The organism is Sphingomonas rubra, from assembly GCF_900115745.1.
Taxonomy (GTDB): domain Bacteria; phylum Pseudomonadota; class Alphaproteobacteria; order Sphingomonadales; family Sphingomonadaceae; genus Sphingomonas; species Sphingomonas rubra.
In genome coordinates this window covers 45,601-59,924 of sequence record NZ_FOXP01000009.1, presented here as the reverse complement: position 1 = coordinate 59,924, position 14,324 = coordinate 45,601, and the positions used below count along the sequence as shown (strand labels likewise).

General features: G+C 72.5%; 11 protein-coding genes. 7 read left to right on the top strand and 4 right to left on the bottom strand.

What is annotated here, in order from left to right; genetic code table 11:
* Positions 1-75: 75 nt before the first annotated feature.
* The 4 genes from BM145_RS11800 to BM145_RS11785 all read left to right on the top strand — a co-directional run bounded on the left by BM145_RS11800 (position 76) and on the right by BM145_RS11785 (position 6,556).
* On the top strand, positions 76-618 hold the full coding sequence (locus BM145_RS11800; RefSeq protein WP_093333849.1) for a hypothetical protein: 543 nt from the start codon (positions 76-78) through the stop codon (positions 616-618).
* The gene (locus BM145_RS11795; protein WP_245739299.1) at positions 615-2,087 is read left to right on the top strand and encodes a PepSY-associated TM helix domain-containing protein; all 1,473 of its coding nucleotides are present in this window, start codon (positions 615-617) and stop codon (positions 2,085-2,087) included. The genes BM145_RS11800 and BM145_RS11795 overlap by 4 nt, the downstream gene beginning before the upstream one ends.
* 50 nt (positions 2,088-2,137) lie before the next feature.
* Positions 2,138-4,906, top strand: coding sequence for a DNA polymerase I (gene polA / locus BM145_RS11790; protein ID WP_093333848.1), 2,769 nt, complete (start codon positions 2,138-2,140; stop codon positions 4,904-4,906).
* A gap of 135 nt (positions 4,907-5,041) precedes the next feature.
* Positions 5,042-6,556, top strand: coding sequence for a lipopolysaccharide biosynthesis protein (locus BM145_RS11785; RefSeq protein WP_093333847.1), 1,515 nt, complete (start codon positions 5,042-5,044; stop codon positions 6,554-6,556).
* Positions 6,557-6,735: 179 nt separating this feature from the next.
* Here the strand turns inward: BM145_RS11785 and purH are convergent, their stop codons facing one another.
* The 4 genes from purH to BM145_RS11765 form a co-directional block, all read right to left on the bottom strand.
* Positions 6,736-8,316 carry a bifunctional phosphoribosylaminoimidazolecarboxamide formyltransferase/IMP cyclohydrolase gene (gene purH / locus BM145_RS11780; RefSeq protein ID WP_093333846.1) on the bottom strand — a complete coding sequence of 527 codons (1,581 nt, stop codon included), beginning with the start codon at positions 8,314-8,316 and terminating at the stop codon, positions 6,736-6,738.
* A gap of 19 nt (positions 8,317-8,335) precedes the next feature.
* The gene (locus BM145_RS11775; RefSeq protein WP_093333964.1) at positions 8,336-10,012 is read right to left on the bottom strand and encodes a heparinase II/III family protein; all 1,677 of its coding nucleotides are present in this window, start codon (positions 10,010-10,012) and stop codon (positions 8,336-8,338) included.
* 53 nt (positions 10,013-10,065) lie between these two features.
* A complete protein-coding gene (gene rpe, locus BM145_RS11770; RefSeq protein WP_093333963.1) occupies positions 10,066-10,725 on the bottom strand; it encodes a ribulose-phosphate 3-epimerase in 660 nt (219 codons plus the stop codon).
* A gap of 136 nt (positions 10,726-10,861) precedes the next feature.
* Complete coding sequence (locus tag BM145_RS11765; protein WP_093333845.1) at positions 10,862-12,133, bottom strand: RsmB/NOP family class I SAM-dependent RNA methyltransferase; 1,272 nt, start codon at positions 12,131-12,133, stop codon at positions 10,862-10,864.
* 64 nt (positions 12,134-12,197) lie between these two features.
* On the opposite strand from BM145_RS11765, the gene BM145_RS11760 reads away from it, so the two are divergent.
* The 3 genes from BM145_RS11760 (at position 12,198) to BM145_RS11750 (ending at position 14,292) form a co-directional block, all read left to right on the top strand.
* Positions 12,198-12,359: a DUF1674 domain-containing protein gene (locus BM145_RS11760; protein WP_093333844.1), complete on the top strand. Its 162-nt coding sequence runs from the start codon at positions 12,198-12,200 to the stop codon at positions 12,357-12,359.
* A 362-nt stretch (positions 12,360-12,721) separates the two neighbouring features.
* Complete coding sequence (gene hemC / locus BM145_RS11755; protein ID WP_093333843.1) at positions 12,722-13,633, top strand: hydroxymethylbilane synthase; 912 nt, start codon at positions 12,722-12,724, stop codon at positions 13,631-13,633.
* Positions 13,630-14,292 (top strand): uroporphyrinogen-III synthase, encoded by a 663-nt coding sequence (locus BM145_RS11750; RefSeq protein ID WP_093333842.1) that lies wholly within the window; start codon positions 13,630-13,632, stop codon positions 14,290-14,292. The genes hemC and BM145_RS11750 overlap by 4 nt, the downstream gene beginning before the upstream one ends.
* Positions 14,293-14,324 lie beyond the last annotated feature (32 nt).

The window sequence follows — 14,324 nt, the reverse complement described above, 5'->3', positions numbered from 1 at the left end:
GATTGATTTGCAATAGCGGACGAGCTATCGTCGCCGCATGATCGCTTCCCATCCCATCCCGGTGCGAGCCTCCGCATGATCGCGCTCGCGCTGGCGGCGATCGTTGCGGCGATGCTGCTCGTCCGCCTGGGCTGGGCGGGCCGGCGCGGCGCGGCCCCGATCGGCTGGGCGATCGCGGCGGTCGCGCTGGTGGTGCTCGTGGTGAAGGACGGCGCCTGGGGGCTGGCGGTCGGCACGACGGTCGCCATCGTCGCCGCGCTCGCGCTGGTGCTGCACGCGGCCGCCATCTCTGCCCCGCGCACGATGCGCCCCCCGCGCGAGGCGCCGGCCGTCCACGTTCCCCATCATGCCCGCGATGTCGCGCGTCGCGTCGCGGTGTTCGCGCTGGTCGTGCCGGTGGCGTTCGTCGCGGCGCAGGGGCTCGCCTTCGGGCTCCAGGCACTGGCGCGACGGGCCGGGTGGGACGACGCGAACACCACCGTGCTCGCGCTGTTCCTGCAACCGGTCCTGTGGACCGCGATCATGGCGGTGCAGATGACCCGCGCCAGCACCGCGCGCATGGTCGCCCCTCCCGCCGTGGCGGCGGTCGCCGGCCTGCTGCTGTGGAGCGCGGCGTGAGCGGCGGCACGCTGGTGCGCCGCGCACTGGGCGGCCACGCCGCCGTCGGGCTGCTCGCTGGCGCGCTCCTCTACCTGATCGCGCTGTCGGGCACGCTGGTGGTGATCCACGATCGCTGGCAGCGCTGGGAACAGCCGGCGGTGGCGGAGGCGACGACGATCTCCCCGGCCGCGGCACAGGCGGCGATCGCCGCGGGCCTCGCGCAGGATGCGGGCAAGCCGCGCACCACCCACCTCTACCTGCGCATGCCGACGGACGACCTGCCGCGTCCGGTGGTCACCACCGATCACGGCGGCTGGTACGTCGACGGCACCGGCCGCGTCGTCGCACCCGAGGCACATGCCTGGACGGAGTTCCTGATCGGCCTGCACGAATATCTCCACCTGCCGCTGGCCTGGGGCATGATCGTGGTCGGCGCGCTGGGCGTGGCGATGCTGGCGCTGATCGTCACCGGCGTGCTGGCGCATCCCCGCATCCTGCGCGACGCGTTCCGTCTGCGCAGCCGCCACGACGCGCAGCTCGCCCGCGCCGACTGGCACAACCGGCTGGGCGTGTGGACCTTGCCCTTCGCGCTGGCGGTATCGCTGACCGGCGCGGTGATCGGCCTCGGCAGCGTCGGCTACACCGTGCTCGCCCGTGCCTATACCGGCGGCGACCTCGCCCGCGCCTACGCCCCCGTGTTCGGGACGGAGCCCACGCCTGATCCCGCCCCCGCGCCGCTGCCCGACATCGCCGTCGCGCTGCGCACGCTCGCCACCCGCGTGCCGCAGGCGGTGCCGACCTACGTCATCGTCCACGATCCCGGCACCCGGGGGCAGCACGTCCAGATCATCGCCGAACATCCCCGGCGGCTGATCTACGGCGACACCTACACCTTCGACGCCGCCGGCCTCTGGCACGGCAGCCTGGGCTTGTCCGACGGCGCGATCGGCAAGCAGGTGGCGGCATCCAGCTACAACCTCCATTTCGGCAATTACGGCGGCTTGGCCGTGGAGCTCGCCTACATGCTCTTCGGCGGCGCGCTGTGCGGGATCACCGCCACCGGCACGTCGCTGTGGCTGGAGCGGCGGCGCCGCCGTGGGCTCGGCGGCGACCACCTGCGCGCCGCCTGGGACTGGGTGATCTGGGGCACGCCGCTGCTGCTCGTCTTCGCCGCCTGGCTGCGCGCCGTGATGGGGGCGGAGGCGCCGCTCACCGGCATGTTCTGGGGCGGGCTCGCGCTCGGCACGCTGGTCGCCGCGGTGCGGCCCGCGGCGGTGGCGGCGCGCTGGCTGCGGCCGGCGCTGGCGGGCACGATCCTCGCGACGGCGATCGGCCACCTGATCGTGCTGCGTCCGGTCACCGCCGGGCCGATCGCCATCGACGCGATCGCGGGGGCGGCAGCGGCGCTCGCGCTCGTTCTGCTCGTTCCCCGCCTCTCGCCCGGTGCGAGGTTCGGGCAGCGCGCCGTCCCCGTCGCCGCGGAGTAGCGCCACACGGGGGCTGCACGGGCCGCCCGAACCCGCTACATCGGCGGGCGATGCCCCATCTCTACCTCGTCGACGGCTCCGGCTACATCTTCCGCGCCTATCACCGGCTGCCGCCGCTCACCAACAAGCATGGCGAGCCGGTCGGGGCGGTCTACGGCTACACCACCATGTTGTGGAAGCTCGCCGACGAGGTCCACGCCGCTGACGGCCCGACGCACATGGCGGTGATCCTCGACAAGTCGTCCAAGACCTTCCGCAACGACCTGTACGACCAGTACAAGGCGCACCGCCCGCCGCCGCCGCCCGATCTCGTGCCCCAATTCCCGATGATCCGCGACGCCACCCGCGCCTTCTCACTGCCCTGTATCGAGACGGAGGGGCTGGAGGCGGACGACATCATCGCCTGCTACACCAAGGCGGCGCTGGCGCAGGGCTGGTCGGTCACCATCGTGTCCAGCGACAAGGACCTGATGCAGCTGATGACCGACCCGTCGGTCGACCTGTACGACACGATGAACAACCGCCGCCTCGGCCCCGCCTATGTCGAGGAGAAGTTCGGCGTCGGCCCCGACAAGCTGGGCGACGTGCTCGCGCTGATGGGCGATTCGGTCGACAACGTCCCCGGCGTACCCGGCGTCGGCCCGAAGACGGCGGCCAAGCTGATCGCGGAGCATGGCGACCTCGCCGGCGTCCTCGCCGCCGCGCAGACGCCCGCGTTCAAGAAGGGCAAGCTCAAGGACAATCTCGTCGAGCACGCCGACGCCGCCCGCCTCAGCCGCGAACTGGTGACGCTGCGCTGCGACGTGGCCTTGCCCGAACCGCTCGACGACCTGGCGCTGAAGGGCATTCCCGACGCTCCCTTGCGCGCGTTCCTGGAACATCACGGGTTCAAGTCGCTGCTCGCCAAGCTGGGCGGTGGCAGCGGCGTCGCCGACGCGCCCGTCGCCACCCCCGCCTCGGTGCCGATGGAGGAGGACCCGCCCTGCGACCACGCCGCTTACGAGACGGTGGTAGACGAGGACGCGCTCGACCGTTGGATCACCATTGCCCGCCACCAGGGCTGGGTCGCGGTCGATACTGAGACGAGCTCCACCGACGCGACGCAGGCGGAGCTGGTCGGCATCAGCCTGGCGCTGCACCCCAATCTCGCCTGCTACGTGCCGCTCGCGCACGGCGGCACCGACCTGCTCGCCGAGACGCCCGTCCAGCTCTCGCCCGAGGTGGCGCTGGCCAGGCTCAAGCCGCTGCTGGAGGACCCGGCCGTCCTCAAGATCGGCCACAATCTGAAGTTCGACATGATCGTGCTCGGTGAGCGCGGCATCGACGTGGCCCCGCACGACGACACGATCGTGATGAGCTTCGACCTCGACGCCGGCCTCCACGGCCACGGCATGGACGAGCTCGCCGCCACGCACCTGTCGCACAGCTGCATCGCGTACAAGGACGTGGTCGGCACCGGCAAATCGCAGCGCGGCTTCCACGAAGTCGACCTTCCCTCGGCAACCCGCTACGCCGCCGAGGACGCCGACGTGACCTACCGGCTGTGGAAGCGCTTCAAGGCGCGCCTCCCCGCCGAAGGATCGACCCGCGTCTACGAGATGGTCGACCGCCCGCTCGTCCCCGTCGTCGCGCGCATGGAGCGGCGCGGCATCAAGGTCGACCGCGCCCGCCTCGCCGCCTTGTCGGAGGAGTTCGCGCAGCAGATCGCCATTACGGAGAAGGAGGTCCACGACCTCGCCGGTGGCCCCTTCACCATCGGCAGCCCCAAGCAACTGGGCGACGTATTGTTCGACCGCCTCGGCCTGAAGGGTGGGCGCAAGGGCAAGTCCGGCGTCTACTCCACCGACGTGACGGAGCTGGAGCGGATCGCGCGCGAGAAGGGGCCGCATACCGACGTGGTCAGGAAGGTGCTCGAATGGCGCCAGCTGACCAAGCTCAAGAACACCTATACCGACGCGCTCCAGGCGCAGATCAACCCGAAGACGGGGCGCGTCCACACCAGCTACTCGCTGACCGGCGCGCAGACCGGCCGGCTGTCGTCGACCGAGCCCAACCTCCAGAACATTCCCATCCGCACCGAGGTCGGGCGCCAGATCCGCGAGGCGTTCGTGGCGGAGGACGGCCACGTGCTGCTCGCCGCCGATTACTCGCAGATCGAGCTGCGCCTCGCCGCGCACATGGCCGACGTGCCCGCACTGCGCGACGCCTTCGCCAACGGCGACGACATCCACTCGCTCACCGCCACCGAGCTGTTCGGCGAGGTCAACCGCGACACCCGTGCCCGCGCCAAGACGATCAACTTCGCCATCCTCTACGGCATCAGTCGCTGGGGCCTCGCCGGCCGCCTCGACGTGTCGGCGGACGAGGCGCAAGGAATGATCGACCGCTATTTCGAGCGCTTCCCCGGCGTCAACCGCTACATGGCGGAGACGCTGACGCAGGTCCGCGAGCGCGGCTTCACCGAGACGTTGTTCGGCCGCAAGACGCACTTCCCACGCATCAAGAGCCGCCAGCAGAACGAGCGTCAGGGCGCCGAGCGCGCCGCGATCAACGCGCCGATCCAGGGCACCAGCGCCGACATCATCAAGCGCGCCATGATCCGCATGGAACCCGCACTCGTCACCGCGGGCCTCGGCCATGTCAGGATGCTCCTCCAGGTCCACGACGAACTCGTCTTTGAACTGCCGGAGGCGGACGTGGAGGCGGCGTCGGCGGTGATCCGCGACGTCATGGCCACCGCCGCCGAGCCCGCGGTGAAGCTGTCCGTTCCCCTCGGCGTCGAGATCGGCACCGGCCACAGCTGGGGCGCGGCGCATTGATCCAGCCAATCACCTTCTACTTCCCCGGCGAAGGTCGGGGCCTAGTTGGGGAACGTCGGTGACCGATCACCCACGCCGTCCCAACTGGACCCCGGCCTCCGCCGGGGAGGCTCTTGAGCGCGCGACTACCGGTTGATGGCCCAGTCGGCTGATATCGACGCACTCGCCAAAGGCGGCCGCACCAACATCGCGGGGTTCATCCTGCGGCTCGTCGCGCGCATCCCGTTCCTGTTCATCGCCGGCCGCCTCTACGGTCCCGATCTGGTCGGCCGCTTCGCCATCGCGGTGGTGGTGGTGGAACTCGCCGCGCTGCTCGCCACGCTGGGTCTCAAGCGCGGCCTCGCCCAGGCGCTGTCGACGAGCGAGCGGCCGCACGCGCACGTCGTCTGGGACGGCATGGCGCTCGCCCTCGTGCTGTCGCTCGTCGCCAGCGCGGTGTTGTGGAGCTTTCCGCAGCTCCTTTATCCCAACACGCCCGTGGTCGGGCTCGACCGCTGGCTGTCGCTGATCGTCGTCGCGATCGCCTGGTCGGACGTCAGCCTGGCCGCGCTCGCCTATCGCCACGACGTCAAGGCGGCGGTGACCGCGCGCGCGGTGGTGGAGCCGTGGACGATCTCGGTCGCCGCCTGGTGCTTCTCCTTCTTCACGATCCGCGACGGCCTCGTCCTATCCTACGTCGCGTCGATGGCGGCGGCGCTGATCGCCAGCATCGTGCCCTTTATCCGCGCCTACGGCCTGCCCCACGGCTGGAGCCCGCAGGTCCGCGGCCTCGCCGCGCTCGCGCGGGCCAACGCGCCGCTCGCGGGCGCCGACGCGCTCGAATGGGGCAGCCGCAACGTCGACCGCTTCATCCTCGGCCTGCTGTTCGCGCCGTCGGTGGTCGGCATCTACTATATGGCGCAGCAGGTCGCGTCATTGCCGCAGAAGCTGAAGACCAGCTTCGACCCCGTGCTCGGCCCCGTCATCACCCAGGCACTGGCCGACGACGACCGGCCCGCGATCGCGCGGCAGGTGCGCCAGGTCGCCTTCTGGATCGTCGCCGCGCAGAGTCTGCTCGCGCTGATGGGATCGATCCCGGGTGAGGCGGTGATGGGCATCGTCGGCCCGCAGTTCGTCGCCGGCACCGCCGCGCTCGCCTTTCTGCTGCTCGGCGAGGTCCTCGCCTCCACCGGCGCCGTGGCGGAGACCGCGCTGGTCTATGTCGCGCGTCACCGCAACCTGCTGATCTCGGTCGCGATGCTCGGCTTCCAAATCGGGCTCAGCTTCGTGGCTGTCCTCGGCATGCGCGCGCTCGGCTGGCCGGTCGCGTGGCAGGCGGCGGGCGTCGCGGTGGCGCTCGCGGTCAGCCTGGGCCTCACCTCGGTCATCAAGGCGGGGCTGCTTCGCCGCCTGCTCGGCGCGTCGGTGTCGCCGCTGCGCCCGGCCCTGTTCTGGGCGATCGGGGCGGCGGCGACGGTCGGCGCCGGCTTCACGCTGCTGCCGCACCGGCTGGAATGGATCGAGCTGGTCGTCGGCCTGCCCGCAATCGCCGCGACCTACCTGACCATCCTGTGGCGCTTCGCCTTCGGTCCCGCCGACCGGGCGCTGTTCGGCAGCGTGCCGAGCAGCGACACGGCGACCCTTCCCAACGTCGGCGCACCGGTGCGGTGAGCTTGCGGCCTTCCCCTGCCAAGGCACTATTACGATCCACCTTGTTCCCCGGCGAAGGCCGGGGCCCAGTTGGGTAGCGGTTCGAGCTACTACCCAGCTCTTCCCAACTGGGCCCCGGCCTTCGCCAGGGAAGGTAAAAGGAGGTTCGCCACCACTCCCGTCCGGGGGAGCGCCGAGCATCAATGCCGGAAGTGGCGCATCCCCGTGAACACCATCGCGAGACCGGCCTCGTCGGCGGCGGCGATCACCTCGTCGTCGCGGATCGAGCCGCCCGGCTGGATCACCGCCGTCGCCCCCGCCTCCACCGCCGCCATCAGCCCGTCGGCGAAGGGGAAGAACGCGTCCGACGCCACCGCCGAGCCGATCGTGCGCGGGCTCTCCCAGCCCGCCTTGTCGGCGGCATCCTTCGCCTTCCACGCCGCGATCCGTGCCGATTCCAGCCGGTTCATCTGCCCCGCGCCGATCCCCGCCGTGCTGCCGTCCTTGGCATAGACGATCGCGTTCGACTTGACGTGCTTGGCCACGACCCACGCGAAGCGGCAGTCGGCGAGTTCTTGGCTGGTCGGCTGGCGCTTCGTCACCACCGTCAGGTCGCCGAGCCGCCCGCCGTCGCGTGACTGGACCAGCAGCCCGCCCGCGATCGACTTGACCGCCAGGCCGGGCCGCACCGGATCGGGCAACTCGCCGGTCAGCAACAGCCGCAGGTTCTTCTTCCTCGCGAACACCGCCCGCGCATCGTCGTCGGCGCCCGGCGCCACCACCACTTCGGTGAAGATGCCCGCGATCGCCTCCGCCGTCTCGCCGTCGAGCGGCCGGTTGACCGCGACGATGCCGCCGAACGCCGACACGCTGTCGCAGGCGAACGCCGCCCGGTACGCCTTGACCAGCGTGTCTCCGCTCGCCACGCCGCACGGATTGGCGTGCTTGACGATCACCACCGTCGGCGGCCCGTCGCGGAACTCGGCGACCAGCTCCATCGCCGCGTCGGCATCGTTCAGATTGTTGTAGCTCAGCGCCTTGCCCTGGATCAGGTCGGCCTGCCCCACGCCATGCGCGAACGGCTGGCGCGGCAGGTAGAGCGCCGCGGCCTGATGCGGGTTCTCGCCGTAGCGCAGTTCGTCGGCGTGGCGTACGAAGGCGAGCGGCAGCGTCTGCGGAAAACGCTCGCCCTGATCGGCGAAGGCGAACCACTGCGCGATCGCCGAATCATAGGCCGCGGTCGCCGCGAACGCCTTGGCCGCCAGCCGCGCCCGCGTCTCGATCGTCGTGCCGCCGCCGCGCACCTCGTCGATCACGCCGGCGTAATCGGCCGGATCGGTGAGACACGCGACATAGGCGTGGTTCTTCGCCGCCGACCGCACCATGCTGGGGCCCCCGATGTCGATATTCTCGACCACCTCGTCCCGCCCCGCGCCGCGCGCGACGGTCGCCTCGAACGGGTAGAGGTTGACCACCACCAGGTCGATCGCGCCGATCCCGTGCGCCTCCATCGCGGCGGCATGGGCCGGATCGTCGCGCACCGCCAGCAGCCCGCCATGAACGGTCGGGTGCAGCGTCTTGACCCGTCCGTCCATCATCTCCGGAAAACCGGTCAGGTCGGATACGTCCTTCACCTGCAATCCCGCGTCGCGCAGCGCCTTGGCGGTGCCCCCGGTCGACACCAGCTCCACCCCCGCCTCCGCCAGCGCGCGGGCGAGATCGACCACCCCCGTCTTGTCGGAAACGGAGAGAAGCGCGCGGCGGACGGGAATCTGGCTCATGGTCGCGGCCCTTGGCCGGTCACAGCGCGCGCTTCAAGGCCCAGCTGACATGCGCGCCGCCCGCCGGTGCCTCGCCGGAGACGATCAGCTGCCACGTCGATCGCGGCCGCCCCTCGCCATCGACCCACACGCTCTCCTCCACGCCCAGCCCGCCGCCGCGGCAGCGGAATTGCCACAGCCTGCCGCCGGGCAGCCGCAGGATCGCGCCCTGCCCGTCCGGGGTCGGCGATCCTTCCACCCCCAGCCCCAGGTGGAAGCGCAGCGCGAAGCGCACGCCGCGTACCTGCCGCCGGCGCCCCTCGGGCAACAACTGGTCCTCGCCGCGCAGCTCGCGCCCGTCGCCGGTCAGCAGCAGCTGGCGGCGATGGCGGAAGCCCCAGCGGCGGACATAGCCGTCATGGCTCGCCTCGATCCGGCTCGCCCCCTCCGATTCCTGGCGCGACAGCTCGACCTCGGTGACGCCGCGCCCCAGCGTGCCGTCGGCGTGAATCGCGGTGGAGTTGGAGTCGCCCAGCGTCAGCGTGGAGTGCGCCGCCGTGGTCCGCAGCCCCTCGATTAACCCGGCGGGCAGCGTCGCCAGCCCGGCCCGCGCGCCGCCGCAGCCGACGATCAGCCGCTCCGCCCCGTCGGAGAACTCGAACGCCAGCGTCGACGCGCACCCGCCCTCGACGACGCGCGCCACCGGCGGCGGCGCGGCATCGACGATCAGCACCGCGCCGCCCGCCGCCAGCCGCTGGTATCCCCAGTCGCGCGACTGGCGCAGGGGCCGCGTACGCACCCCGCTCGCCTCGATCACCGCCGCGACGTGCTCGGGCGTGGAGGGGCCCGCACCCTGCCAGCTCGACAGCATCCGGTCGCCGTGCATCACGCCCAGCAGCGCCGGCACGCTCCGGGCGAGCGCGGTCGCCACGGCGCCCGGCACCGCCTCGCGCCGCGCCGCGTACACCTCGCGCAGCGCGGCGAGCAGCGCCACCGTGTCGAGCAGCATCGCCGGGCTGCGCGATACCGCGCCGCCGTCGTCGAACAGCCCGGTTGCCAGCGCGCGCGCCAGCCCCGCCTCGCCGAACGCGCGCCGCGGGTCGCCGCCCGGGATCAGCAGCCCGGCCGTCACCACGCCGCACCACGCCGCGATCCGGCCCGGCCCCGGCGGCGCCTTGTCCGCGCCGCGATCGAGGTGCCGGGCGCCGCGGGCCAGCGCGTTGAGTACGCGGCTGCGATAGATCAGGTCGGTCGACGACAGGATCAGCGGCGCGTGCGCGGTCCAGTGCAGGATGCGCCGTCCCCAATGTTCGGGCGTCCAGGCCGGACCGCCGACGCGGTCGGCATGTTGTTCCAGCCAGCGCGCCATCAGCCCCTCGGCGATCGGCGCCCCTTGCGCGCGGGTCGCCACCGTCGACAGGTCGCGCAGCCACGCGAAGGAGTGGAGATAGGTGCCGAACGGCCGACCCCACTCGCCTCGCACGAAATCGAGCGAGTCGATGCTCCGTACCTCGCCGCGGAACGCCATCTGCCCCCTCAGCAGCGCCTGCCCGCGCGCCACGTCGCCCAGCACGGGATCATCGGGCACCGCCACCAGCTTCAGCGGATAGCGGCCCTTCAGCCGCATGGCGTGGATCGGCGTCCGCCAGGTCAGCGCGTGGAACCGCTCCGACAGCCGCTCGGCCAGCGACAATCCCTTGTCGCCGCCGACGCGCATCAGCCGCCGTCCCTCCTCGATCCCGTCGAGGCCCGGATCGAGGTCGGCGTCGCTCACCCGCCGCGAAGCGCCGCAATGTTGGCGGCGTAGGCGGCCGGACCACCGCGGAACACCGCCGTTCCCGCCACCAGCGCGTCGGCGCCCGCCTCGATGCACGCCCTCGCGGTCTCCGGGTCGATGCCGCCGTCCACCTCCAGGTCGATCGCCCGCCCGCCCGCGTCGATCATCTTGCGGATCGCGGCAATCTTCTTGAGCTGCGACGGAATGAAGTGCTGCCCGCCGAAGCCGGGATTGACGCTCATCACCAGCACCAGGTCGACCGTGTCGAGCAGATAGTCGAGCATCTTGGCCGGCGTCCCCGGGCACAGCACCACGCCCGCGCGGCAGCCCAGCGCCTTGATCCGCTGAACCGTGCGGTGGATGTGCGGCCCCGCCTCCACGTGCACGGTGATGCAGTCGGCGCCGGCCTCCGCGAACGCCTCCAGATACGGGTCGACCGGCGCGATCATCAGGTGGACGTCGAACGGCTTGGTCGTGACCGGCCGGATCGCCTTCATCACCGCGGGGCCGAACGAGATGTTGGGCACGAAATGCCCGTCCATCACGTCCACGTGGATCCAGTCGGCGCCCGCCTCGTCGATCGCGCGCACCTCCTCGCCCAGCCTGGCGAAATCGGCGGAAAGGATCGAGGGAGCGATGCGGACGGGCGTCATGACGGCATCCTGTATCATCGCCGCCCCGCTCGGCAAGTCGCTCCTCCACGTCATGCCGGGCTCGTCCCGGCATCCAGTGTAACGGAGCACAGCGCTGCTTGGCACGGGATGCCGGGACGAGCCCGGCATGACGAGGCTATCCCCGCACCAGCCTGGCCACGAAGAACCCGTCATTGCCCCCCGCCAGCATCCCCGGCAGCGTGCGCACCGCCCCCTCGGTCGCGGGCACCACCTGCGGATCGGCGGGCACCAGCGCATAATCGGATCGCGCGCGGAGGAACCGCTCCAGCTGCCGCTCCCCTTCCTCCGGCTCCAGCGAGCAGGTGGCGTAGACCAGCGTGCCGCCCGGCTTCACCCAGTCCGCCGCCCGCGCCAGCAGCCGGCGCTGCAATCCCGCCAGTTCCTCCACCACCGCCGGCCGTACCCGGTGCAGCACGTCGGGGTGGCGGCGGAAGATGCCCGTCGCGCTGCACGGCGCGTCGAGCAGCACCGCGTCGGCGGGTTCGTCCGGCGCCCAGTCGAGCACGTCGGCGCGCACCACCTCCGCCTTCAACCGCGTCCGGTGCAGGTTCTCGCGCAGCCGCTTGATCCGCCCCGCCGACGAATCCACCGCCGTCACCCGCCAGCCGGCGGCGGCGAGCTGCATCGTCTTGCCGCCGGGCGCCGCGCACAGGTCGAGCACATGAGCCCCGTCGCCGGCCCCGATCAGCCGCGCCGGGATGGAGGCGGCGACGTCCTGCACCCACCACGCCCCCTCGGCATATCCCTCCATCTCTGCCACCGGCGCGTGATCGGCCAATCGCAGATGACCGGGCGCGACACTCTCGCCGCCGAGCCGTTCGCGCCACGCCTCCGTGACATCCGGATCGGCCAGCGTCAGGTCGAGCGGCGGCGGCGCGGCGATCGCGCGCTCGGCGTCCGCCACCATCTCCTCGCCCCACGCCGTCGCCCAGCGCGCCTCGACGTCCGCCGGCAGGCTCGGCACCTCGGGCAGCAGCAGCCCTCCGCGCATCAGCGTGCCGAACACCCCGTGGACCAGCTTTCGGGGGCCCCCGTCGACCAGCGGCAGCACCGTCGCGATGGCCGCGTGCGGCGGCGTGCCGAGCACCAGCGCCTGCACCAGCGCGATGCGCAGCGCCGTGCGTGCCTTGGCATCGTCGGGCAGCACCCGCTCGGTCGCGCCGTCGATCAGCGCGTCGAGGTCGGGCAACCGGCGCAGCGTCTCCGCCGCGATCGCGTGCGCCAGGCCGCGATCCGGCCCGTGCACCATCCGCGTCGCCGCGGGCAGCGCCGCCTCCAGCGACTCGCCCCGGCGCAGCACCGCGTCGAGCAGCCTGATCGCCGCGCGCCTGGTCGGCACGCCCAATGGTTCGGGGGCGTGCGAGTGTTGCTTGGGAGAGGCGGGCATCGCCCCTATGTGGACGTGTGATCGCGAAGTCGCAAATCTTCTCCCCACAAGCCGGAGCATCCCCATGGGCCAGCGCCCCGCCGACCTGAAGCCCCCCGCCCACCTTTCCCCCAACCCGCCGGTACCCGCGCCGCAGGACACGCCCGAACCCGCGCACGACCCGCTGGGCAAGAATCCCGTCCGCTACGGCGACTGGGAGAAGAAGGGCATCGCCATCGATTTCTGAGCGTGGACGGTCCCTGTCCTTCGTCACGCCGGGCTCGTCCCGGCGTCCAGAGCCAAGCAGCACCACCGCTCGCCGCTCTGGATGCCGGGACGAGCCCGGCATGACGGCGAAGCTACGCGACGCTTGTCCCCGACGCCTACCACCCCGGCGAAGGCCGGGGCCCAGGTGGGAAGGTCTTGGTGGGGGAGCGGCATGGCTCGTATCAACTCGTCCCCACCTGGGCCCCGGCTTTCGCCGGGGTGGCGTACATGGTGAAGCGAGATGGTCACCGAACGGGTTTAGGATGCCGGGACGGGCCCGGCATGACGGCGGAGCTACGCAACCCTTGTCGCCCGCCCCCTCCCCCCGCTAGGCGCACGCGCATGATCCGGTTCAGGCTCGGCACTCGCGGTTCGCCGCTCGCCCTCACCCAGGCGGCGATGGTCCGTGCCGCCTTGTGCGCCGCGCACGGCTGGCACGACGAGGAGGTCGCCACCGTCATCATCCGTACCACCGGCGACCGGGTGCAGGATCGCGCCCTGGCGGAGATCGGCGGCAAGGCGCTGTGGACCAAGGAGCTCGACCGCGCGCTGCTGGACGGCGAGATCGACGCCGCCGTCCACTCGATGAAGGACGTGGAAACCGTTCGCCCCGCCGCCATCCGGATCGCCGCGACGCTGCCCCGCGCCGACGTGCGCGACCGACTGATCGGCGCCGCCTCGGTGGAGGCACTGCCGCGGAACGCGCGCGTCGGCACCAGCAGCCCGCGTCGCCGCGCGCAGCTGCTCCGCCTCCGCCCCGATCTCACCATCACGCTGTTCCGCGGCAACGTCGAGACGCGTCTCGCCAAGCTGGCGGCGGGCGAGGTGGACGCCACCCTGCTCGCCGCCGCCGGCTTGGCCCGGCTGGGCCGCGACGAGGTCGGCCACGCCATCCCTACCGACGTCATGCTGCCCGCCCCCGCGCAAGGGGCGGTCGGCGTCGAGGTTCGTGCCGCCGACGAGGTCGCGCACGCCGCAGTCGGCGCGATCGACGATCCCGCCACCCACGCCTGCATCGTCGCCGAGCGCGCGCTGCTCGCCGCGCTGCGCGCCGACTGCCACTCGCCGGTCGGCGCGCTCGCCTCGCTGGCGGGCGAGACCCTGTCGCTGCGCGCCGAGCTCCTCGCCGAGGACGGGGAAGCGCACGTCACCGGCTCGGTCGAGGGGACTCAGGGCCGGCTGTGCGGCGCGACGCTCGCCGCCGAGCTGCTCGATCGCGCGCCGCCCGTCGTCCGCCGCCTGTTCGCCGCGTGACGCACCGGTCGGTCGCGATCCTGCGGCCGGAGCCCGGCAACGCCCGCACCGCCACCCGCGTCGAGGCAGCCGGGCTCGCCGCGATCCGCCTGCCGCTGTTCGCCGTCGCCCCCCTCGCCTGGACGCCGCCCGAGACCACCGCCTACGACGCGCTGCTCGCGACCAGCGCCAACGCCTTTCGCCACGGCGGCGACGGTCTCGCCGCGCTCCGCCGCCTGCCCGTGCTGGCGGTCGGCGCGGCAACGGCGGCGGCGGCATGCGCGGCGGGCTTCGCGGTGGAGGCGACGGGCGACGCCGACGCCGCCAGCCTCGCCGCCCGCGCGGGATCGCGGCGCCTGCTCCACCTGACCGGGCGCGATCATCATCCGGTCGGCGCCGACGTGCTCGCCGTCTACGCCGCGGAGCCGCTACCGGTGGCACCCGCCGCGGTCGACGCGCTTGCCGGCGCGGTCGCGCTGCTCCACTCGCCCCGCGCCGCCCGGCGCCTCGCCGCGCTGGTCGCTCCTTCGCGCCGCACCGCCATCGCGATCGCCGCGCTCAGCCCGGCGGTCGCGGAGGCCGCGGGCGGGGGCTGGCGACGGGTGGCGGCGGCCCCGCACCCGCGCGACGAGGCGCTGGTCGCGCTCGCGGTCGACCTGTCCCGTGTTCAGGGCGATTGACCGCGCCCTCCGCCGCGGGGATAACCGGCGGC